General features: G+C 69.1%; 15 protein-coding genes and 1 tRNA gene. 4 read left to right on the top strand and 12 right to left on the bottom strand.

The window, feature by feature from the left end; translation table 11 throughout:
• Positions 1–8: 8 nt before the first annotated feature.
• From HCX50_RS09505 to HCX50_RS09490, 4 genes are all read right to left on the bottom strand, one after another.
• Positions 9–1,133, bottom strand: a complete 1,125-nt coding sequence (locus HCX50_RS09505) for a 5-(carboxyamino)imidazole ribonucleotide synthase (protein ID WP_167634018.1) — start codon at positions 1,131–1,133, stop codon at positions 9–11.
• Positions 1,134–1,237: 104 nt separating this feature from the next.
• Positions 1,238–1,756: a PH domain-containing protein gene (locus HCX50_RS09500; protein ID WP_091034537.1), complete on the bottom strand. Its 519-nt coding sequence runs from the start codon at positions 1,754–1,756 to the stop codon at positions 1,238–1,240.
• An 86-nt stretch (positions 1,757–1,842) separates the two neighbouring features.
• Complete coding sequence (locus tag HCX50_RS09495; protein WP_237682425.1) at positions 1,843–2,619, bottom strand: biotin--[acetyl-CoA-carboxylase] ligase; 777 nt, start codon at positions 2,617–2,619, stop codon at positions 1,843–1,845.
• Positions 2,616–3,899 (bottom strand): CDP-glycerol glycerophosphotransferase family protein, encoded by a 1,284-nt coding sequence (locus tag HCX50_RS09490; protein WP_167634016.1) that lies wholly within the window; start codon positions 3,897–3,899, stop codon positions 2,616–2,618. The genes HCX50_RS09495 and HCX50_RS09490 overlap by 4 nt, the downstream gene beginning before the upstream one ends.
• Before the next feature lie 121 nt (positions 3,900–4,020).
• On the opposite strand from HCX50_RS09490, the gene HCX50_RS09485 reads away from it, so the two are divergent.
• The gene (locus HCX50_RS09485; protein WP_279627354.1) at positions 4,021–5,094 is read left to right on the top strand and encodes a glycosyltransferase family 2 protein; all 1,074 of its coding nucleotides are present in this window, start codon (positions 4,021–4,023) and stop codon (positions 5,092–5,094) included.
• Positions 5,095–5,121: 27 nt separating this feature from the next.
• Here the strand turns inward: HCX50_RS09485 and HCX50_RS09480 are convergent, their stop codons facing one another.
• From HCX50_RS09480 to HCX50_RS09470, 3 genes are read right to left on the bottom strand one after another with little or no spacing between them, the layout of a single operon-like run.
• Positions 5,122–6,558, bottom strand: coding sequence for a CDP-glycerol glycerophosphotransferase family protein (locus HCX50_RS09480; protein WP_091034057.1), 1,437 nt, complete (start codon positions 6,556–6,558; stop codon positions 5,122–5,124).
• Entirely contained in the window at positions 6,555–7,808 is a 1,254-nt protein-coding gene (locus tag HCX50_RS09475) for a CDP-glycerol glycerophosphotransferase family protein (protein WP_167634014.1), read from the bottom strand. The genes HCX50_RS09480 and HCX50_RS09475 overlap by 4 nt, the downstream gene beginning before the upstream one ends.
• A gap of 49 nt (positions 7,809–7,857) precedes the next feature.
• Positions 7,858–9,441: a S1C family serine protease gene (locus HCX50_RS09470; RefSeq protein WP_237682424.1), complete on the bottom strand. Its 1,584-nt coding sequence runs from the start codon at positions 9,439–9,441 to the stop codon at positions 7,858–7,860.
• A 96-nt stretch (positions 9,442–9,537) separates the two neighbouring features.
• On the opposite strand from HCX50_RS09470, the gene HCX50_RS09465 reads away from it, so the two are divergent.
• The gene (locus HCX50_RS09465) at positions 9,538–10,740 is read left to right on the top strand and encodes an aminotransferase class I/II-fold pyridoxal phosphate-dependent enzyme (protein ID WP_091034062.1); all 1,203 of its coding nucleotides are present in this window, start codon (positions 9,538–9,540) and stop codon (positions 10,738–10,740) included.
• Between the two features lie 28 nt (positions 10,741–10,768).
• Here the strand turns inward: HCX50_RS09465 and HCX50_RS09460 are convergent, their stop codons facing one another.
• Positions 10,769–11,578 carry a carbon-nitrogen hydrolase family protein gene (locus HCX50_RS09460; RefSeq protein ID WP_167634012.1) on the bottom strand — a complete coding sequence of 270 codons (810 nt, stop codon included), beginning with the start codon at positions 11,576–11,578 and terminating at the stop codon, positions 10,769–10,771.
• A gap of 94 nt (positions 11,579–11,672) precedes the next feature.
• Between HCX50_RS09460 and HCX50_RS09455 the strand changes: the two genes are divergently transcribed.
• Positions 11,673–11,746 (top strand) — tRNA-Met (locus HCX50_RS09455).
• A 165-nt stretch (positions 11,747–11,911) separates the two neighbouring features.
• On the opposite strand, the gene HCX50_RS09450 is transcribed toward HCX50_RS09455, so the two are convergent.
• Positions 11,912–14,821 (bottom strand): UPF0182 family membrane protein, encoded by a 2,910-nt coding sequence (locus HCX50_RS09450; protein WP_091034067.1) that lies wholly within the window; start codon positions 14,819–14,821, stop codon positions 11,912–11,914.
• 76 nt (positions 14,822–14,897) lie between these two features.
• Complete coding sequence (locus HCX50_RS09445; RefSeq protein ID WP_091034069.1) at positions 14,898–15,989, bottom strand: YlbL family protein; 1,092 nt, start codon at positions 15,987–15,989, stop codon at positions 14,898–14,900.
• 117 nt (positions 15,990–16,106) lie between these two features.
• Here HCX50_RS09445 and HCX50_RS09440 point away from each other — a divergent pair, with 117 nt between their 5' ends.
• Positions 16,107–17,516: a zinc-dependent metalloprotease gene (locus tag HCX50_RS09440; protein ID WP_091034072.1), complete on the top strand. Its 1,410-nt coding sequence runs from the start codon at positions 16,107–16,109 to the stop codon at positions 17,514–17,516.
• 831 nt (positions 17,517–18,347) lie between these two features.
• On the opposite strand, the gene HCX50_RS09435 is transcribed toward HCX50_RS09440, so the two are convergent.
• Both HCX50_RS09435 and nudC read right to left on the bottom strand, forming a co-directional pair.
• The gene (locus tag HCX50_RS09435) at positions 18,348–20,069 is read right to left on the bottom strand and encodes a UvrD-helicase domain-containing protein (protein ID WP_167634010.1); all 1,722 of its coding nucleotides are present in this window, start codon (positions 20,067–20,069) and stop codon (positions 18,348–18,350) included.
• The gene (gene nudC, locus HCX50_RS09430) at positions 20,066–20,947 is read right to left on the bottom strand and encodes an NAD(+) diphosphatase (RefSeq protein WP_167634008.1); all 882 of its coding nucleotides are present in this window, start codon (positions 20,945–20,947) and stop codon (positions 20,066–20,068) included. Before nudC ends, HCX50_RS09435 begins: the two co-directional genes overlap by 4 nt.
• Between the last annotated feature and the right edge of the window lie 54 nt (positions 20,948–21,001).

Here is a 21,001-nt window from a genome sequence, read left to right as displayed (position 1 = left end):
GGCTCTGTTCAGTCGAAGTGCGCGGCGGTGGCCCGCGCCACGTACACGGCATCGTCGAGGTCGTCATCGACGACGTTCACATGACCGACCTTCCGGCCGGGCCGCGGCGCCTTGCCGTACGTGTGGATCTTCGCCTGCGGGTGCGCGGCCATCGCCGCACCGAAGCGCTCTTCGAGCGTGCCCTCCTCCGGACCGCCGAGGATGTTCACCATCACGGACCAGGCGGAGCGGGGCGCGGTACTTCCCAGCGGCAGATCGGCGACCGCCCGCACGTGCTGCTCGAACTGTCCGGTGACGGCGCCGTCCTGGCTCCAGTGCCCGCTGTTGTGCGGGCGCATGGCGAGCTCGTTGACGAGGATGCGCTCGTCGTCGGTCTCGAACAGCTCCACGGCGAGCATGCCCGTGACACCGAGCCCCTCGGCGATCGTGCGACCGATCGCCTCGGCGACCTCCACGAGGCGGTCCGCGGCGGCGGGCGCCGGGGCGATGACCTCGGCGCACACTCCGTCGCGCTGCACGGTCTCGACCACGGGGTACGCGACGATCTGCCCGCTCGGGCGGCGCGCCACCTGCTGGGCGAGTTCGCGCACGAACGGAACGAGCTCTTCGACGAGAAGTGCGTCATCTCCGGCCAGCGCATCGAGCCAGTCCTGCGCCTCGGAGGCGGCACGGACGACCCGCACGCCCTTGCCGTCGTATCCGCCGCGGGGTGTCTTGACGACTCCCGCACCGCCGTGCGCATCGAGGAAGTCCTGCAGCGCCGCCACGCTGCGCACGGGAGCCCAGTCCGGCTGCGGCACGCCGAGTTCGGCCAGACGGGCCCGCATGACGAGCTTGTCCTGCGCGAACTGCAGGGCATCGGGCCCCGGATGCACGACGACGCCATCGGCGACGAGCGCCCGCAGGACGTCCTGCGGGACATGCTCGTGGTCGAACGTCACGACGTCGACATCCGCGGCGAAAGCGCGCACCGTGTCGAGATCGCGATAGTCACCGACCGCGGTGGCCGCGAGAGCGGCGGACATCCCCTCGCCCTCGGCGAGCACTCGCAGGTCGAGACCGAGCTCCACCGCGGGTGCGATCATCATTCGGGCCAGCTGTCCTCCGCCGATCACACCAACACGCAGCGCCATGTGCCGTCTCCATTCGTCTGCACCCATTCTCGCGCACCGGGACGGGCGGAATCGACACGCTCCGAGTCAGCGGACGAAGGCCCGCCGTGCGGCGAGCAGCGAGCTCACGACGGGTGCGGTTCGTCCCCGACGGCCTGCGCATCGCGATGCGCCAGAATCTGGCCAACCTCGATCTGGTCGGCGAGCGTCTCGTGCACGAGGGTCACATTCGGGACGTTCGCGAGTCGGAGCGGCGCGTCGACGCCGTTCGAGAGAGTGATGTTGCCCGAGCCCCACAGCCGCTGCAGCGGGCCGCGGCGAACCGCGATCGTGTAGCCGCGAGCGTGCGACATCTCGCGGCGCCCACGAGCGCCGATGCCATGGTGCGCGATGACCCGCCGGGTCGTGACCGTGGTGCTCCGCGAATACCAGATCACGAAAGGGATCACGACCGCGAGGACGACCAGGAGCCCGGCTGCGGTGAGCAGCATCCAGTCCTCGAGACCGGCGGGAAGGTTGCCGTAGAAGTATGCGGTCGCACCGAAGGTCGCGATGAGCACGAGCGCCGACCAGAACAGCCGACGTGCGTGGCTCCGGAAGCGCGCGATCAGCAACTCCTCCGAAGGCGTACCGGGCGGCGGCATCAGGGGCCGCCCGCCGAGCGTCACAGGCTGGGTCACACCACCATTGTGCCTGTGATCGCCGACATCGCCGTCTGGACGACGGCGTGTCAGTTTCCGGCAGGGCGGACGTGAACGACATCGCCGGCGGAAATCGCCTGCTGCTCGCCGTCGACGGACACCAGCAGGCGCCCCTCCGGATCGAGCGCTGTGGCCACGCCCTCCAGCATCCGACCGGCCGGCAGCGACACCCGGACCGACTGTCCGATCGTCGCGCACCGGGCGGTTGCCGACGCATGCAGCCCGCTCGTGCCCGCATCGCCCGTCGAGACGAGCGCCGACAGCAGGTCATCCAGCGCGGTCAGATAGGCGGTCAGGAGCCGATCCTCGTCGACGCCGACGTCGAGGGCCGCGAACGACGTTGCGGTCGGCACCGGAAGCTGCGCGGCGGTCATCGCCGTGTTCACACCGGCGCCGACGACCACGGCATCCGCCGTGGCCTCAGCGAGGATGCCGCAGATCTTGCGGCCGTCGACCAGCACGTCATTCGGCCATTTCACCCTGACGTCGTGTTCCGGCAGCTGCGCCCCAACCGCTTCGGCCATCGCCACGCCCGCGGCGAGAGGCACCCAGCCCCGTGCCGCCTGGTCGAGAGGAAGGGTGCGCAGAAGAACGGAGACGGCGAGCGCCGCGCCCTCCGGGGCGACCCAGCTGCGGTCGAGACGACCCCGCCCTGCGGTCTGGTCCCGCGTCACGATGGTCGACAGGTGCGGCCAGCCGACGGCGTCCTCCGCGTGCGCACGAAGGTCGGCGTTCGTCGACCCGGTTCGCGCCAGAACCTCCAGACGAGGGACGATCGTGTGCGCCAGCGGGAAGTCCATGCTCATACTTCCTCGTCGTCGACTTCCTCGTCGTCGTCGTCCTCGTCCTCGCGGATCGCCCCCACCTCGTGAGCCTGCCACCGCTCCCACTCCTGCATGAGCCAGTCGACCGCCGCGTGGAACTTCTCGGTCGCCACTCCCTGCGTCGTGTCGCCGAAGTAGTGCTGCACCCACATGCGCAGACGAGCGGTGGCAGCCTCGTCGGCTCGCACCCGTTCGACCTCGGCGACGATGTCGTTCGCCGCCTCGGCTGTCAGCCATTCGCAATCAGCCAGATAGCCCTGCGTGTCGATGGAGGCACGTTCGTCGGTCGGACGCGTGATCATCAGCGGCTTCCCCGCGGCGAGACGGTCGTAGACCATCGCGGAGATGTCGACGATCGCGACGTCGGCCACCGTCAGCTGCCACCCGAGCTCCGGCGCATGGTCGTAGACGTGCTGCGCGGTCGGGTCCGCCGCATTCGCGGCGTTGATCGCCGCGATGATCCGCCGGTGGGCGGCACCGTAGGCCTCGTCCACGACCCCGCTGCGGGGATGGGGACGGTAGATCACCCGATGCGCACCGGTCGCCAGCAGTCGCGTCACGAGGACTTCACCATGCGTGGCGATCGAGCCGTAATGAGCGCTCGGCCGGTCACCCTCCCAGGTGGGCGCGTAGAGCACGACGGTCCGCGCATCCGGCACGAACGGGAGCGTTCCCGAATAGTGATCCGCCTGCGGCCGGCCGATCTCGATGGTGCGGCGGTCCACGTCGTAATCCCACAGCGTGCGCGACAGCCGATCTCGCGCAGCCTGACCGGCCACGAAGGCGTAGTCGTACGCCTTGTACTGATTCGTGGTCATGTACATCTTGTCGGACTCGCCGTGGTTGATGAACACGTGCCACCGCCGGCCGTAGCGGAACATCTGGAAGTTACGGGTGTTCTGGTTCACGTACAGCACCACGCGGATGTCCTGCGTCGCGATGAACCGTTCGAGGTCGCGGACCTTCGGCACGAAAGCGACAGGAGGGGAATCCTCCTCGAGCAGCCTCTCGGTGCCGGTCGCCTGTCGTGAGAGCACGACGACGGGCCACCGCTTCGCGAGTTCGGCGAGCGGGCGGTACCACTGACGCATCTGGTACATGTTCACGGCACCGTCGGCGAAGTACACCGCCACCTGGAAGTGGTCGGTCGGGAGCGGTTCGCGTTCGGAAAGCCGTCGACGCACGCGTTGCACGGCGGTGCGGGATGCGAGCGCCCGCGTCAGCAGTCGGTACGCCTTCTTCGCATCAGACAGTGCACCCATCCCTCCAGAATAGTTCGTCGAGGCGGCATCGTCCGGCGTCTGGGGACGGATCCATCGCCGGAAGGGCGATAGTCCGCGTCCTGCTCAGGATCACCGGGAGCCACCGTGACATGATCGTCATGTGCCAGCCGACGAAACAGCCGCTCCCCTGCCCGGGGTGTCCTTCGTGATGCCGGTGCTCAACGAGCGCGCCTATCTCGAGCACGCGATCGAATCCGTACTCGCTCAGGACGTCGATGTCCCCACCGAGCTCGTCCTCGCGCTCGGGCCGTCGAACGACGGCACGACCGAACTCGCTCAGCGTCTGGCGGAGAACGACGAGCGCATCCGGCTGGTCGACAACCCCGCGGCGCACATCCCCGTCGGACTCAACGCCGCGATCCGCGCGAGCCGCTATTCGACGATCGTTCGCGTCGACGCACACTCCGAGCTCTCGGCCGGCTACGCCGCCCGGGCGCTTCAGACTCTGGAACGCACCGATTCGGCCAACGTGGGCGGCGTCATGCACGCCGAGGGACGCACACCGTTCCAGAAGGCCGTCGCCCGCCTGTACAACTCCCCCGTCGGACTCGGCGGAGGCGCGTATCACGGCAGCTCCCAGGAGGGCGAGGCCGAGTCCGCCTATCTCGGCGTCATGCGGCGCGAGGTGCTGGACGAGGTCGGCCTGTTCGACGAGTCGATCCGGCGGGGCGAGGACTGGGAGCTCAACCTTCGCATCCGTCAGGCGGGCCACCGCGTCTGGTTCGACCCCGAGCTGTCCGTCACCTACTGGCCCCGTGAGAGCTGGATACGTCTGGCACGTCAGTTCCGCGCGACCGGTGCTTGGCGCGGCGAGCTCGTGCGTCGCTTCGGTCGCCGCAACGGCATCCGCTACTTCGCTCCGCCCGCGCTCGTGCTGCTGGCCGTGCTCGCCCTCGTGACGGGGATTCTTCAGCTCACCGGAGTGCTCAGTGGCGCGGTCTCGCTGGTCGTCTCCCTCATCGTTTACGTACCGCTCGCGCTCTACCTGCTCCTGGTGCTGGGCGTCGCTCTCACGCCCGGCGGCGGCGGCGTACGCCAGCGGCTGTGGACAATGCTCGTGCTGCCGACCATGCATGTCTCCTGGGGCATCGGCTTCATCGGGGGCGTGCTCCGCGGAGCACGCGACACCGTCGATGCCTCACGCCTCGGCACTCGCAACACACCGCTTCCCTGACCCGATCCGGCGGCGACGACGGCGACGTCAGAGCGTGACGAAGCCGAGATCGAGGATGCGGTCGACGACACGCTGAGCAGCGTGGCCGTCGTCACGGGGGTTGAACTGTCGGCGCCACGCCGCATACCGCTCGGCGAATGCGGCTTCGTGACCCGCGTCATCGAGGGCAGCGGTGAGCTCTTGTTGCGTGCGCACCAGGGGCCCGGGTGCACGTTCGGCGAGGTCGAAGTAGAAGCCGCGCAGCTGTCCGCGGTAGTGATCGAGGTCGGGCACCAGGAAGTACATCGGCTTGCCCGTGACGCTGAAATCGAACATCACCGAGGAGTAGTCGGTGATCAGCGCGTCGGCGGCGAGCAGCAGCCGTGCGGTCTCCGGATACCCCGTCACGTCGATGACACGCGCGCCGTCACGGTCGCGGCCCTGCTCCAGGGTGCGGGAATGACCGCGCACGAGCACCACGGCGTTGGCCTGGCGAGCCAGGAGTTCGGGGTCGACGAAGTCGACCATCTCCGTGCGGTCGTCTCGCCAGGTCGGGGCATACAGGAGCACCCTCTCCTCGGCACCGATGCCCAGAGAGCGGCGGATCGCGGCGGCGTCCCCGGAGATCAGCGTGTCGTTCCGGGGATAGCCGTCCACCCAGATCGGTCGCCCGAAGAACGCGTATGCCTTCCGCAGAATGCGCTCCGAATAGGTGTTCTGGGCCAGGAGGACGTCCCAGCGGCGGGATTCCTTGACCACGGCCGCCATGCGTCGCGGATCGAAGCCCGGCCGGTGCAGCGCGAGCCGCTTCAGCGGGGTGCCATGCCAGGTCTGCAGAACCTTCTGTCCCGGTTTGCGGGCGAAGCGACGCCGCAACCAGTCGTTCACGACGAGCAGACGGGCCGCTCCCCGCGCATGCCACCACTGGGGGCTCCCCTCGACGACGGCGATCGCGCCCTCCGGAACCTCGACCGAGAGGTCGACGACGCTCCAGTAGCGCCGCACGTGCGGAGCACGAACCGCGAGCTCGCGGTCGATCGCGCGCGGATTGCAGCCGACGCTGCGGCCGTAGAAGCTCTCGAAGAAGACCGCGTTCTCGGTGCCGCCGCTCTGAGCGACGTAGCGCTCCTCGAGCGTCGACCTGCCCTCCGCCGTCTCATACACGGGCTCGATCGGCGCGGCGATGCGCACGGTGCCGCCGTCGACGGCGATGCGCACGCCGGTCAGGACGACCGGATCGATCCTCAACTCCTGCAGGTCGGCACCCGAGATCCGCAGTTCGTACGTTCCGGTCGGCAGCGGGAGCGACGGTCCTCCCCAGCGCGAGGCCTCGAGCGGGAACGTGGCCTTCCACGTCTTGCCACCGCCACTGATGCGGGCCTCGACCCGAGCGCGCGGTCCGACCAGCGCCGCATCCGCCGGTCGCTCCCCGGTCCCTGCGACGACCAGCGCCTGTGCCGCGTCGTCGATGCGGGCCGTTGTCATACTGCTCCCTTCGGCGCGGGAATCCCCCGTGCGCGGATCACGTCATAGACGCGCTCGGTGTTGCATCCGTCTCGATACGCGTGCATCCCCGCGCTGAGCGTAGCGGACCGCTCGGACGCCGCGTCGTACACGCGACGGTCGGCGAGCAGATGCTCGAGTTGCACGAGCAGCCCGGGCCAGTCCGCGGCCGCATCGTTACCCGCGACCTCTTCATACCCGCCGTAGAAGCCGCGTGTCCGCGCGTACTGCTGCGCATCGGGCGCCAGGAACAGCACCGGCACCGGCAACAGACCGACGTCATACGCGAGGGAGGAGTAGTCGGTGACGAGCACGTCCACTGCTGCCAGCACCGGGGTCACATCGGCGATCACGGACGACCCCAGAGCGCGGACCCGCCTGCTCGGCAGCGGAGGCGCGTAGCCGCCGGCGCCCAACGGGTGCGAGCGCACGAGGAGAACGGCATCCTGCGCTTCGAGGAGGCGGATGATCTGAATCCACTCCGCAGCGGACGGCACGGCCGGGTCGGGAGCGCCGTCCCGCCACGTGGGGGCGTAAAGGACCGTGCGTGCCGACCCGGGGATGTCGCCGACAGCCCGACGGAGAAGTTCGGATGCGGCGCTGCGTCGTTCCTCTCGCGAATTCGCGGAGAGGACATCGACGCGAGGCTCACCGGTCACGACGACCCGGTGATCGCCGAGACCGAATGCGGACTCCAGCCTGCCCCTCGCGCGATGGGACGCGGCGGGTAGCACGCGGATCCGCTGCGCGGCGGCGCGGTAGAGCACCGCGATCGCGCGACGCAGCAACGGTGCACCGGGAACGTTCGGCACCTCGGTCGTCGCCGGTGAGTCCAGCCCGATCCGCTTCAGCGGGATGCCGTGCCAGAGCTGGACGACGAACGCGCCGCCGTTCGCATAGCGGTTGACATCTCCCAGGCCGTGAGTGACCACCAGCACGCCGGCTCTGGCTGTCGCCCACCAGCCGCGCAGACCGCTCTTGCGGACGAACCGGATGCCGTGGGCGGCCGCCTCGCGGTCTTCACGATCGGAGGAAGTGAGCCAGAGCGTGTCATGGCCGGCCGCTGCGGCGTGCTGCTGCAACGCGAGCGCACCGTCACCGATCCCGGCGCCGCAGCCGAACACCCACCGCCGACCTCGCGGGAGGAGGAGCGTACCGATGCGTCCGACGGCATACAGCGGGATCCGGAGCAGTTTGGCCGCGTTGCCGGTGCCGAAAGAGAAGGACGCCACCCCGCGAGCCTATCGCGCGGGGTGGCGTCCTTCGCTGTGAGGCGCCGGGTCAGCCGGCCAGTTCGCCGAGGGTGACCTCGACGTCGTAGTCCTTGCCGTCGCGGACATACGTGACCTTGGCGTCGCTGCCGGCCGCCGCCGCGCGCACCTGCGCGGTGAGGTCGGTGGCGCTGGTGATCGGCACGCCATTGAACGACGTGACGATGTCGCCCTTCTCGATGCCCGCTGCGGCAGCAGCGCCACCCTCATTGGCCTTGGCGATGTAGGCACCGGCGACGGTCGCGCCCTCGATGCTCGAGGCATCCTGGACGGATGCGTTCAGCAGACCGTGGGTCGCGACGCCGTCGGCGATGATCTCCTCGGACACTCGCTTGGCGATGTTCGAAGGGATCGCGAAGCCGATGCCGATCGAGCCGGACTCCTCGGAGCTGCCCGAACTCGCGATCGCCACGTTGATGCCGATCAGCTCGCCCTTGCTGTTCACGAGCGCTCCACCGGAGTTTCCGTGGTTGATCGCGGCATCCGTCTGGATGACGGCGATCGAGATCGACTCCGAGGTCTGCTGCTGCTCGCCGCTGCCGGGGATGTCGAACTGGAACGGCCCCTGACCCTGGCCCTCGGGAGACTGCTCCTGCGGCGCGTCTTCGGTGGACGAGTCCGGCAGAGCGGAGGATGCGATCTGGATGCTCCGGTTGAGCGCGCTCACGATACCGGTCGTCACCGAGTTCGCCAGGCCCAACGGGGCGCCGAGCGCGACGGTCGTGTCGCCGACGTTGAGCTTCGACGAGTCAGCGAAGTCGATGGGCGTGAGCCCTTCTGCGCCCTTCAGCTTGATCACGGCGAGATCGTAGATGGGGTCGGTGCCGACGACGGTGGCCTCGTAGATCTTCCCGTCGGATGCGGTCACACGGATGGTGGGATCTGCCGCTGCACCGCCGAGGGTCACGACGTGCGTGTTCGTGAGCACGTAGCCGTCGTCGCTGATGATCACGCCGGAGCCGCTGCCGGCCTCCTGCGACCCGGCGACCTCGATGGTGACCACGGACGGCAGAGCAGCGGTCGCAACCGCGGTGGTCTCGTTGACCGAGCCGGGGTTGTTGACCGTCACGGTCTGCGGTCCGGTCGCCGTGCCCGATGACGGGGTGTTCTGGAGCCCGTTCAGCAGAGCACCACCGCCGAAGCCGGCGACACCGCCGACGAGTGCGGCCGCGACGATCAGCGCCGCGAACTTCGTGCCCCCTCGCGGCTTCTGCTCCTTGGTCTTGGTGCCATCGCCGACGAGCGGCTCCGCGCCGTACGGCTGCGTGGGCTGCGTGTGCGACGCCGTCGGGATACCGAAGGCCGCGCCCGAAGCGGTGCCCGTCGCCGGCGCAGATGGCGCGCTGAATGCGTGCGGCACCGGCGCGACCTGCGGCGCGGGCGCCACGTGCGACGTGAACATCGACGGCACCTCGTGCCCCTGCACCGGTGCACCGGGCGTCGGCGCGGCGGGGGTGGGCGCGGCGGATGCCGACCCGGTCGTGTCAGCGGCGGCAGCCGTCGCCGGCTGAGCGGCGACCTCTGCAGCCTCGGTGGACGGCACGGCGTCGTTCGACGCGGGTGCCGAGTGGTCCTGGGGTTCGTTCTCGTTCATGGTGTGCTCCTTCAACGACCACTTCAGAATGACGCCTGTGTCTGTGTGTTCCTTATGTCAAGGATGAGTTTCAGCTATGGCCTTAGCCTGTTCTTCATGAGTGTCATTCCCGGCGCATGGCGGCGCACGGCGGCCGGTGCAGGTCTGCTCGCCGCAGACGGAACCGTCGCGCCCACCATCTTCGCAGAGATGTCCGCAGCAGCAGCCCGTACCGGGGCGATCAATCTCGGACAGGGCTTCCCCGACGAGGACGGGCCGGCGGAGGTGCTCGAAGCCGCCCGGAGCGCGATCGCGCATGGCGCCAATCAGTATCCGCCGGGGCGCGGCATCCCCGACCTGCTCGCCGCCATCAGCGAGCATCAGCGGCGCTTCTACGGTCTCGATGTGGACCCGGCCAGCGAAGTGGTCGTGACGGCCGGAGCGACCGAGGCACTGACGGCGACGCTGCTCGCGCTGATCGACGGTCCCGACGACGAAGTGGTCGTCTTCGAGCCGTACTACGACTCGTACGCGGCGGCGGTGGCACTGGCGGGCGCGCGACTGCGCACTGTTCCCCTCCGCGCTCCCGACTTCCAGCCCGACCTCGATCAGCTCGCCGCCAGCGTGACCGATCGCACCCGGATCATCCTCGTCAACGATCCGCACAATCCGACGGGTGCGGTCTTCGGACGCGACGTTCTCGAGGAGATCGTCCGGCTCGCCACGCGGCACGATGCCGTCATCGTCACCGACGAGGTCTACGAGCACCTCGCGTTCCACGCGCCGCACACGCCGATCGCCACGCTCCCCGGAGCGGCCGAGCGCACCCTCACGATCTCCTCGGCAGGCAAGACCTTCTCCGCGACGGGATGGAAGATCGGCTGGGTCCACGGCCCCGCCGATCTCATCACCGCCGTCCTCACCGTGAAGCAGTACCTCACGTATGTGAACGGCTCGGCCTTCCAGCCTGCTGTCGCCGTGGGGCTCCGGCTGCCCGATTCGTACTTCACGGATGCCGCGGCGACGCTCGCCCGCAAGCACGAGATCCTCGGGGATGGGCTGCGCACTGCCGGGTTCACCGTGTACGCCCCGCAGGGCGGCTACTTCACGGTGGCGGATGCGACGGCACTCGGAGGCACGGATGCCGCAGCATTCTGTCGCGCCCTGCCGGAGCGCGCCGGAGTCGTGGCGATCCCCCTGACGGCGTTCGTCTCCGAGCCCCGCCGGCATGAGTACGCGGGTCTGGTGCGCTTCGCCGCCTGCAAGCGCGTCGATGTGCTCGAGGAGGCGGCTTCGCGCCTGGCGCGGTTCTCCGCCTGACCGGCTCTCCCCGCAGCGGAACCCGCCCTCAGCGCGGTACGACCGCGTACCTCCGCACACGCAGCGAGGGATTGCTCCGTCGCACCCGCTCGATCGCCGCGGCCTCCACGACCGCGACCGCGATGCCGGGGGCTGTCCCGACCCCCGCCAGGACCACGCCCTGCGGGTCGATGATCTGCGAGTGGCCGACGCCGATCGGCGTCGGGTGATCGGCCGCGACCACGTAGACGGTGTTCTCGATCGCCCGTGCGGCGAGCAGCGTCGTCCAGTGGTGCTCCTTGAGCGGTCCTCTGACCCACTCGGCGGGGACGACCAGGACGTCGGCCTGCGCATCGACGAGCGACCGGGCGACTTCAGGGAACCTCAGGTCGTAGCAGGTCATGAGTCCGAACCGGAGACCGCCGAGTTCGAACGTCGCGGCCTCCCCCACGTCTCCGGCCTCGATCCAGTCGGACTCGGTCTGCCCAAAGGCGTCGTAGAGATGCTGTTTGCGATAGACGGCGAGGATGCCGTCGCCGCGGACCGCCACGACCGTGTTCCGCACTCGATGTCCATCGGAGGCACGCTCGACGAGGCCGGCGACGATCACCACCGCGCGGTCGGCGGCCAGCGCGGTCAGCGTCTCGACGAACTCGCCGTCGAGATCTTCCGCATTCGCGGCGAGGGTGTCGTCCATCGGGTCGACGAAGTAGCTCGAGTACTCGGGGAAGACGATCAGCTTCGCGCCCCGCGCGGCCGCATCGGCAGTCAGCTCCGCGATCTGCACGAGGTTGTCGGCTCGGGAAGCTGTCGGCGCGAACTGGCACACGGCGACGGCGACGGCAGGGGTCTCAGGCATATCCCCATCCTCTCGCATCGACACGCCCGGGGCGTCGCGCAGGGCGGCCCCGATTGGCCGGGCCCCGGGATCCGTGATAAGTTACTTCTTGTGCCGCGGGGTGGAGCAGTTCGGTAGCTCGCCGGGCTCATAACCCGGAGGTCGCAGGTTCAAATCCTGTCCCCGCAACAAATGAAAGGCCCTCTGACTCGGAGAAATCCAGGTCAGAGGGCCTTTCGCTTTTCCCGGACGAGGTCGACTTCCCCGATGAATTCGTCGATCCACGTCGGCCGGAGACGAGAATGGGCGCCCCCGAAGGGGCGCCCATTCTCTTTCACCGTGAAGAGGGAGTGATCACTCCCCCGCCGCGGACTCCAACTGCAGGAGCTTCTCGACCGCTGCGGTGAGGCGTTCGTCCGCCTCGGCGAACTTGGCGAGGTCGCCGGCCTTCAGTGCCGCCTCGCGATCGATCAGGGCCTCCTGTGCAGAGGCCAGGGCGTCCGCCTCGGCATTCGTCGGCTGCGTGGGCTCTGTCGGCGTCTCTCCGGTCTCCGGGTCCTCGGTGCCTGGTTCGGTGGGTTCGACCTCGTCATCGCCACCGGTCGCACCGGAGTCACCGCCGAAGAGGGTGTCGAGCGCCTCGGTGAGGGTGTTCTCGAACGCGACTCGGTCACCGAAGGCGACCAGCACCTTCTGCAGACGCGGCAGCTGCGTCCCCTCGGACGACTGCACGTACACGGGCTGCACGTACAGCAGACCGCCACCGACGGGCAGCGTCAGCAGGTTGCCGTAGATCACCTCGGACTCACCCTGCTGGAGCAGGTTGAGCTGCGGGACCACCGACGTATCGGAGTTGTACGTGTTCTGCACCTGACCGGGGCCAGGAACTGTCGTGTCGGTGTCGATCTCGAGCATGCGCAGCTGGCCGTAGCCCTCTGCCTTCTTGCCCTTCTCGGAACCGGCATCCGAGTCCACCGCGAGGTAGCCCATCAGCACATCACGGCTACCACCCGCGCCCTGCGAGTTCGGGATGAACGTCGAGAACATCGAGAACCGCGGCGAATCCTGGCCGGGCATCTGCATCGTCAGGTAGTACGGCGGCTGCAGCATCGCCTCGCTGCGCGGGTCGTTCGGCGTCTGCCACCGGTTGTCCTGCTGGGCGAACGAGCCGGCCTTGTCGACGTGGTAGACGCCGAGGACGTCGCGCTGCACCTTGAACAGGTCGGTCGGGTAGCGCACGTGACTCATGAGCTCGCCCGACATGTCGCTGATCGGCTTCAGGGTTGACGGGTAGATCTTCTGCCAGGTCTTGAGCACCGGGTCTTCGTCATCCCACGCGTAGAGCGTGACGGAACCGTCGTAGGCGTCGACCGTGGCCTTCACCGAGTTGCGGATGTAGTTGATGTCGTCGATGGCGAGCGTCGGCGACGGGACGTTGGAGTCCGCGATCGCGTCGGACAGGCTGACGCTCGTCGAGTACGGGTAGGTCGAGCTGGTCGTATAACCGTCGACGATCCACACGATGCGGCCGTCCACCACGCTCGGGTACGGGTCGCTGTCGAGCTCGAGGTACGGAGCGACCTTCTGCACGCGCGTCTTCGGATCGCGGTCGTACAGGATCTGCGACTCCTCGTTCACCAGGTTCGAGAACAGGATCTGCTCCGACTGGAACTTGAGCGCGTAGAGCAGCTTCGTGAACGTGTCACCGATCTGCGGACCACCGCTCCCCTCGAACGTGGTCTTCGTCTCGCTCGAGCCGTCCTTGCCGCGCGGGTAGTCGATCTCTGCGGGCTCGGATCCGTCGGGAGCGCCGACGATCGAGTACTCGGGTGAGTTCTCGCCGAAGTAGACACGCGGCTCGAAGTTCTCACGGTCCGACAGGAAGCCGGACGTGGGGATGCCGCGCTCGAGGAACACGGGCTCGCCGTCGGTGGTGCGCTGGTTGCCCGCAGCCGCGACGAGGCCGTAGCCGTGGGTGTAGACCGCGACCCGGTTGTTCCAGTTGTCTCCGTCGCCGAGCCCGGACATGTCGAGGTCGCGCACCGACACCACGGTGTCCTGCATCTTGCCGTCGATCTCGTACCGGTCGACGTCCATGGTCTTCTGGAACTGGTAGTACCCGCGGTACTGCTCGAGCTGGCGGACCGTCGGCGGGATGACCTTCGGGTCCATGATGCGCGTGGACGCCGTGGTCTCCGCGTCGGCGCGCAGCTGGCCGGCCTCGGCGTCGGTCTTGGCGGCGAAAGGCGTGGTCTCGAGGTTCGCGACCCCGTACGCCTCCTTCGTGCCGTCGATGTTCCGCTGGTAGTACTCGGCCTGGTAGGCGTTCTGGTTCGGCTTCACCTGGAAGGTGGTGACCACCCAGGGGTAGCCGACGCCGACGACCAGGGCGGCCACGATCAGCAGTGCCGTGGCCGCGAGCGGGAAGCGCCAGCGGCCGATGACGGCCGTGACGAAGAAGAGGATCGCGACGACGCCGGCGATGATGGCGAGGATCGCGAGGCCCGGGATGGTCGCGTTGACTCCCGTATAGGCCGCGCCGGTGATGCGGTCGTCGGGCTGCACCAGCGTCTTGTACTGATCGAGCCAGAGGCTCGCCGCCTGCACGAGGAGGTAGAGACCCGCGATGACCGCGAGCTGGATCCGGGCGGGCTTGGAGATGCGGAGCTCACCCTGGCCGATGCGCACCGAGCCGTAGAGGTACGACACGAGAGCGGTGACGAGCAGCGAGAGCAGCAGAACGGCCGACACGAAGGCGAGCAGGATCGAGTAGAACGGCATCGCGAACATGTAGAAGCCGGTGTCGATGCCGAACTGCGGGTCGACGCTCGACGTGGCGACGCCGTTGGCCCAGAGCCATACGGTCTTCCACTGCCCCGCGGCGGCGAAGCCGGCGAACAGTCCGAAGAAGATCGGCATGCCCCACATCGCCAGACGGCGCAGGGGTTCGATGACCTCCTGGTACCGGTCCAGCTGCGAGCTGAGTCGCACGTAGACCGGGCGCAGCCGGTAGGCGAGCTGGATGGCGACGAACAGCGGCACGGCCATCCCGAGGAAGCCGACGACGAACATCACCGCCGTGGCGATCCACTGCGTGGTGAGCACCCCCGTGAAGCCCACCTGATCGAACCACAGGAACTCGGTGTACAGGGAGGCGAACACGAAGAACACCGCGATCAAGGCGGCGATGATCACCAGGGAGATGCCGAGAATACGTCGGGACGTTCGAGGCGTGGCCGGAGTCGATGCTGAGGGTGAGGTCACCCTTCCATCCTAGGCATCGCTCACTGTGCGCGGGCTGTCATCCCGATCACGGCGAGGTCACGGCCGCTCCCGCGGATCAGCCGGCGACGCGTTCGCAGGTGGGCAGCGAGGCGACGTCGCCGTCGTCCGCGATCACCTCGAGCGCCGCGAGCGACTCGTCGAGCGTGGCCGTGCGGATCACTTGCAGCCCGTCGGGAACGTGTCCGACGACCTCGTCGCAGTTGGCCTCCGGGGCGAGGAAGTACTCCGCTCCGGCGTCGCGCGCGCCGTACAGCTTCTGTCGGATCCCACCGATCGGCCCGACCGTGCCGGCGGCGTCGATCGTGCCGGTGCCGGCCACGTTCTCCCCGCCGTTGAGCTCGCCCTCGGTGAGGGTGTCGATGATCCCGAGCGCGAACATCATCCCGGCGCTCGGTCCGCCGACGTTGTCGAGCTGGATCGTGACGTCGATCTCGAAGTCGTAGTCGGTGCGGAGCGTGACGCCGATGAGCCAGGTCGTCACTCCCCCCTCGGTGTGTTCCTCCGGCGTCACCTCGACGCTCTGCTCCTTGCCGTCTCGCAGCACCGTGAGCGTCACCGGGTCTCCCCCGGCCTTCTGGATCGCGGTCCGCAGCTCCGTCGCCGACTCGACGGCCGTGCCGTCGATCGCGGTGATCACGTCGTCGGCCTCGAGCGTGCCGTCGGCTGGAGTGTCGGCGACCGCCTCCACGACGACGACCTCTGCGCCCGTGTCGTAGCCGAGCTCGTTGAGTGCGGCCGCCGTCGCCTCGTGCTGCGAGTCGACCATCAGCGTGGCGTTGCGCTCGTCGCGCTGCTCGGTGGTGACCCCCTCGGGGAAGACCGAGTCCAGCGGCACGACAGCGCGCGAGGAGTCCATCCAGGCCAGCGCCAGCTCGAACCAGCTCGGGGTGCGCTCGCGATTGCCGACGACCTGCACGGTGGTGAGGTCGAGGGTGCCCGCCGTCTCGAACGTCTCGGCGCCTTCGACCTTGATCAGGGGAACCTCGTCGCCCTCCTTGTCCGTCGCGGTACCGAGGGTGTCGTAGACCGGTCCCGGCCGCTGGATCACGTACGGCGACGGCAGGAACGTCAGCACGACCAGGGCGACGAGTGCGACGATCAGCGCCCAGACTCCGAGTCCGAGCTTTCCAGACCGCGTTCGATCCACTGCATTCCTCCGTCGTTCGCGGGCGGCGTACACCGATCTGCCCGCATCGGGTTCGCGCGCAGAAACCTGTGACTAGCGTAGAGGCCACGGCTTCAGACCTGCTGAGAGGCGAGCGACATGGCAGACAACGACCCCACCCCCGAGGACTTCCAGGAGTTCCTGCGAAGGATGCTCGCGAATCAGGGCGGTGGCGACATCGACCCCGAGGCGCTTCGGGGCGCCTTCGAAGGCATGGACGGCTTCACCCTCGACCCCGCGATGATGCAGACGATCATGTCGCAGCTCCAGGGCGCGTTCGGTGGCGACCCGTGGGAGAACGCGCTGCGGCAGGCCCTGTTCATCGCCAACCGCGATGGCCAGGGCGTCACCGACGGCGCCCGCACGTCGCTCGCGGATTCCTTCTCCCTCGCGAACCTGTGGCTCGGCGAAGCCACCACGATCTCCGAGCTCTCCGAGGCGCCCACCGCGATGACCCGCGGGGAATGGGTCGAGAAGACGCTGCCGGTGTGGAAGGAGATCGCCGACCCGGTGTCGACCAGCATCGCCGACGCGCTCACCTCCGCACTCGACACGCAGGTGCCCGAGGAGATGCGCAGCGTCGTCCAGGGCGCGGGCAAGCTCATGCGCGGGCTCGGCGGCTCGGTGTTCGCCGCCCAGTTCGGCCAGGTGCTCGGCAACCTGTCGCTCGAGGTCGTCTCCGGAGGCGACGTCGGGATCCCCGTGCTCCCCGCGGGCACGGCCGCCGTCATCCCCCAGAACCTCACGGCATTCGGTGATGGCCTCGAGATCCCGGAAGACCAGATCGCGCTCTATCTCGCCACCCGGGAGCTCGCCTACGCCCGGCTCTACCGGCACGCGAAGTGGCTGCACCTGCACGTGATGGCGCAGATCACGGACTTCGCTCGGGGTGTGACCGTCGACGTGGACGCCCTCGAAGACGTCGCGAGCCGGTTGGACCCCTCCGATCCTGAGGAGCTGCGTGCGGCCATCGAGGGTGGCGCGCTCCTACCCGTGCAGAGCGAAGCGCAGCGCGAGGCCCTGACCCGGCTCGAGAACCTCATCGCGACGATCGACGGCTGGGTCGACGTGGTGACCGCACAGGCCACGTCCCGCCTTCCGGACGGCGCACGGATCGCCGAGGCCGCCCGTCGCCGCCGCGCAGTGGGCGGACCCGCCGAGGACGCGCTCGGTGCGCTGGTTGGACTGAAGCTGCGACCACGGCGCATGCGCGAAGCGTCCGCGATGTGGCAGGCGGTGACGGATGCCGTCGGCATCAGCGCCCGCGACTCCCTCTGGGACTACCCCGACCTGATGCCGACGGCCGAGGACATCGACGATCCGAGCGCCCTCGTCGCCCGGTTGCAGGCGGTCGAACGCGGCGAACAGCCCGTCGCGGACGAGTTCGACGAGGCGCTCGCCCGCCTGCTCGACGGCGACGACTTCTCGGAAGAGGCACCGGCCGACGGCGCGGACGACGATGCCGAGGACGATGGCGACGCCGCCCCGGAGGGGGACCGCCCGGTCTGAGGACCAGACCTCGACGGGGGCGAAGGGGGTCAGCACCTCTCCTCCCCCGTCGGGGACACGCGCGGCAGTTGTCCACGGATGCCTCGACAGCACCCTGCGGCCTCCGGTGTCCCTCCAGAATCGGAGAGATGCCTCTCACACCGCCGATCCTCACGCGCCTCGACCCCAGCGCACCGCTGCTGTGGCGGGACGAGCACACACTGCAGCTCGGCGACGGCGACGGACTGCGCATCGAGGCGGACGCCGCCTGGGTGGAGCTCCTCCTCAGCCGCCTGCGCACGAGTTTCCGCCGCGGGTCGTTCGACGTGATCGCGCACGCCGCCGGCGCACCGCGCGAAGCAGCCAGGGCTCTGCTCGCGCGCCTGGAGCCGGTTCTCCTCGATGAGCCCACCGCGCCCCGCCAGGCCTGGGTCGAGAGCATCGGCATCGACGACGGGCGCAGCGAATACCGCATTCGGGAGGCGCTCACCGATGAGGGAGTCTCCCTCGTCGACCACGGCCACCGACCGGGAGTGGGCGTCGTGCTCGTGCGAGGCGCCGCTGCAGCTCTGCAGTTCGCGCGCCACCTGCGCGAAGACACCCCGCATCTGCCCGTCTCCTTCGAACCGGGCAGGGTGACCATCGGGCCGCTGGTGGTCCCCGGTGAATCCGCCTGCCTCGCCTGCCGCGATGCGCACGCCACCGAGCTCGACCCGGCCTGGCCGCTGCTGCACACCCAGATGATCGACCGTGACCCCGGCCCGATCCGCGCCGCGCAGGTCGCCGAGGCCGGACGCCTCGCAGCCCTGCTCCTCGCAGGCGACCGACGCGCTGACGGGCGCGTGGTGCGCGTCAGCGCGGACGGTTCCCGCGTGTGGCGTTCGGTGACATTTCACGAAGAATGCCGGTGCCGCGGGCTGTGGTCCCCATCTCAGCGAGGAACCTCGACGGAGCACGTTCCCCCCGTCCTGCCGATCTCGACCAGGACAACGAGAGCGTTCGCGCGGCCCGCGTGACGCCCACGTAGGCCAGACGACGCTCTTCGTCGACCGACTCGAAGCTCGTCGCGTACGAGATCGGGAGTGAGCCCTCGGCCCAGCCGGAGAGATGCACATGAGGCCATTCCAGGCCCTTCGCCGCGTGCAGGGTCGAGAGGGTCACCGTCCGCATCGTGGGTTCGTGCTGGTCTTTCGCCCGCGCCATCAGTGCGTCGCTGAAGCTGCGCAGAGTCGCGTCCGGCCCCGCCTCCTCGGCGAGCCGCAGGATGGCGCGTCGCGCCTCCCAGCCGCCGCGCTGGGCCCCGCCGGCCGCCGGCGGCTCTTCGGTCAATCCGAGCTCGCGCAGCACCCGCTGCACCCCGGGCAGGAACCCCTGCTCGGTGGGCGCCACCGCCGCGGCACGCAGCGCCAGGATCGCCTGGCGCACCTCGGGCATCGAGAAGAAGCGGGTCCCGCCCAGCACCGTGGTTGCGATGCCCTCCGCGGCGAGGGCCTGTTGCAGCATCGCGGACTGCGCATGCGCTCGATACAGCACGGCGATCTCCGAAGGGGATGCTCCCGCCGCGATCTGCGCGGAGATGGCTGCGGCGATGCCCGCGGCCTCTTCGCCCTCGGTGTCGTACGCGGTGACGGTGGGGGCGTCGGCGGTGAACTGCTCTCGCGCCGGCATGAGTTCCAGCGCGCCGGGACGACCCTGCATCAGCGCATTCGCGACGGTGAGGATGGGGGGCTGGGAGCGGTAGTTCGTCTCGAGCCGCACGACCGTGGCGTCGGGATGACGACGCTCGAACTCGAGCAGGAACCGCTGCTCCGCCCCGGCGAAGGAGTAGATGGTCTGGCTGGCGTCGCCGACGACGCAGATGTCGTGCCGGTCCCCGAGCCACAGCTCCAGCAGCCTGTTCTGCAGCGGCGAGACGTCTTGGAACTCGTCGACCGTGAAGTGACGGTACTGCTCGTGGACGGATGCAGCGACCCGCGGCTCCGCCTCCAACATGCCGGCGCACGCGAGCAGCACATCCTCGAAGTCGAGTTGACGGCGATCGTCCTTCAGCGCTTCGTAGCCGCGCATGAGCTCGACCAGTTGACCGGCGTCGACGCCGCTGATCGGACGCCCGAGCGCGGCGTACTGCTCGATCGAGAGCATCGAGACCTTGCGCCATTCGATCTCGGAGGCGATGTCCCGAAGGGTGGCCGTGCTCGGGCGGAGCCGGATCGCATCCGCGGCCTGCCCCAGCATCCGCACCTTGTTGTCGATGATCGACGGCGCAGGCGAGCCGGCGAGCGTCGGCCAGAAGAAGTTGAGTTGCGCGAGGGCTGTCGCGTGGAAGGTCCGAGCGGCGACGCCCTCGACGCCGAGCGCCCGCAGCCGCCCCCGCAGTTCGCCGGCCGCCTTGGCAGTGAAGGTGACGGCCATGACGCGCGACGGCGAGTACGCCCCGGTGTCGACACCGTGCGCGATGCGATGCGTGATGACACGCGTCTTGCCGGTGCCGGCTCCGGCAAGCACCACGACGGGCCCGCGAAGGACGGATGCTGCAGCCCGCTGCCGCTCATCGAGGGCATCGAGTGCACTCACGCGTGATCCTCGTACCAGTCGACGATCAGTGCGCGGGCGATCGACGCGTGACCCGGAAGCCCGACCGGACCGTCTCCGGCGAGGGCAGAACCGATCTCGGCGCGCGTGAACCACCGCACATCGATGATCTCCTCGCCGTCTGCGAGCGCCGCGGACTCGTCGTCGACGACGGCGCGGAACCCCACCATGAGCGAACGTGGGAACGGCCACGCCTGCGATGAGATGTAGCGCAGCGACGACAGGCGCACGCCGGACTCCTCCTCGATCTCGCGGTGGACGGTCGATTCCAGCGACTCCCCCGCCTCGGTGAAGCCGGCGAAGCACGAGTACATGCGGCCGCCCCAGTTCGCGTTGGCGCCGAGGAGCAGGCGTTCGCCGTCACGGCTCTCGACAGCGACGATCACGGCCGGATCCGTGCGCGGGAAGTGCTCGCGCCCGCACACCAGGCAGCGTCGCGACCATCCGCCATTGCGCAGTTCCGTGCCGCCCCCGCAGGTGGGGCAGAACCGTGCATCGCGGAGCCACCCGGCGAGCGCGATGGCACCGGTGAGCAACTCCGTCTCCTCGCCGTCGATGCGACCGCCGAGATCACGCAGTCCGAGCCAGACCTCATCGGGTGCGGTGTCGAGCGCATCGGTCTCGGGCGGGGCAGCGGCGAGGAGCAGAACGGTGCCGTCGGCGTCGCGGCCGAGGAGAGCCCAGGTCGCCTCGACCACGGTGTCGGCGGGGACCCGCAGGAGTGTCGAATCGACGACTCGGACACGCCCCTCGCGGACGACCACCACCCGGGTGGCCGGGTCGTCACGGAGGCGGTCTATGACGTCCGGCTCGTCGCGGAGTTCGGCTGCACGGTCGAGGGACGGGCGCTGAATGGTCATCGACTCCCTCTTTCACGGGCGTGGCGGAGGCGGGACCGCCCCTGAGCCCACCTA

Source organism: Microbacterium sp. B19(2022), from assembly GCF_012030385.1.
GTDB lineage: Bacteria > Actinomycetota > Actinomycetes > Actinomycetales > Microbacteriaceae > Microbacterium > Microbacterium oxydans_B.
Note: the sequence above shows the minus strand (reverse complement) of the source record. Positions and strands in the feature narration are given on the sequence as shown.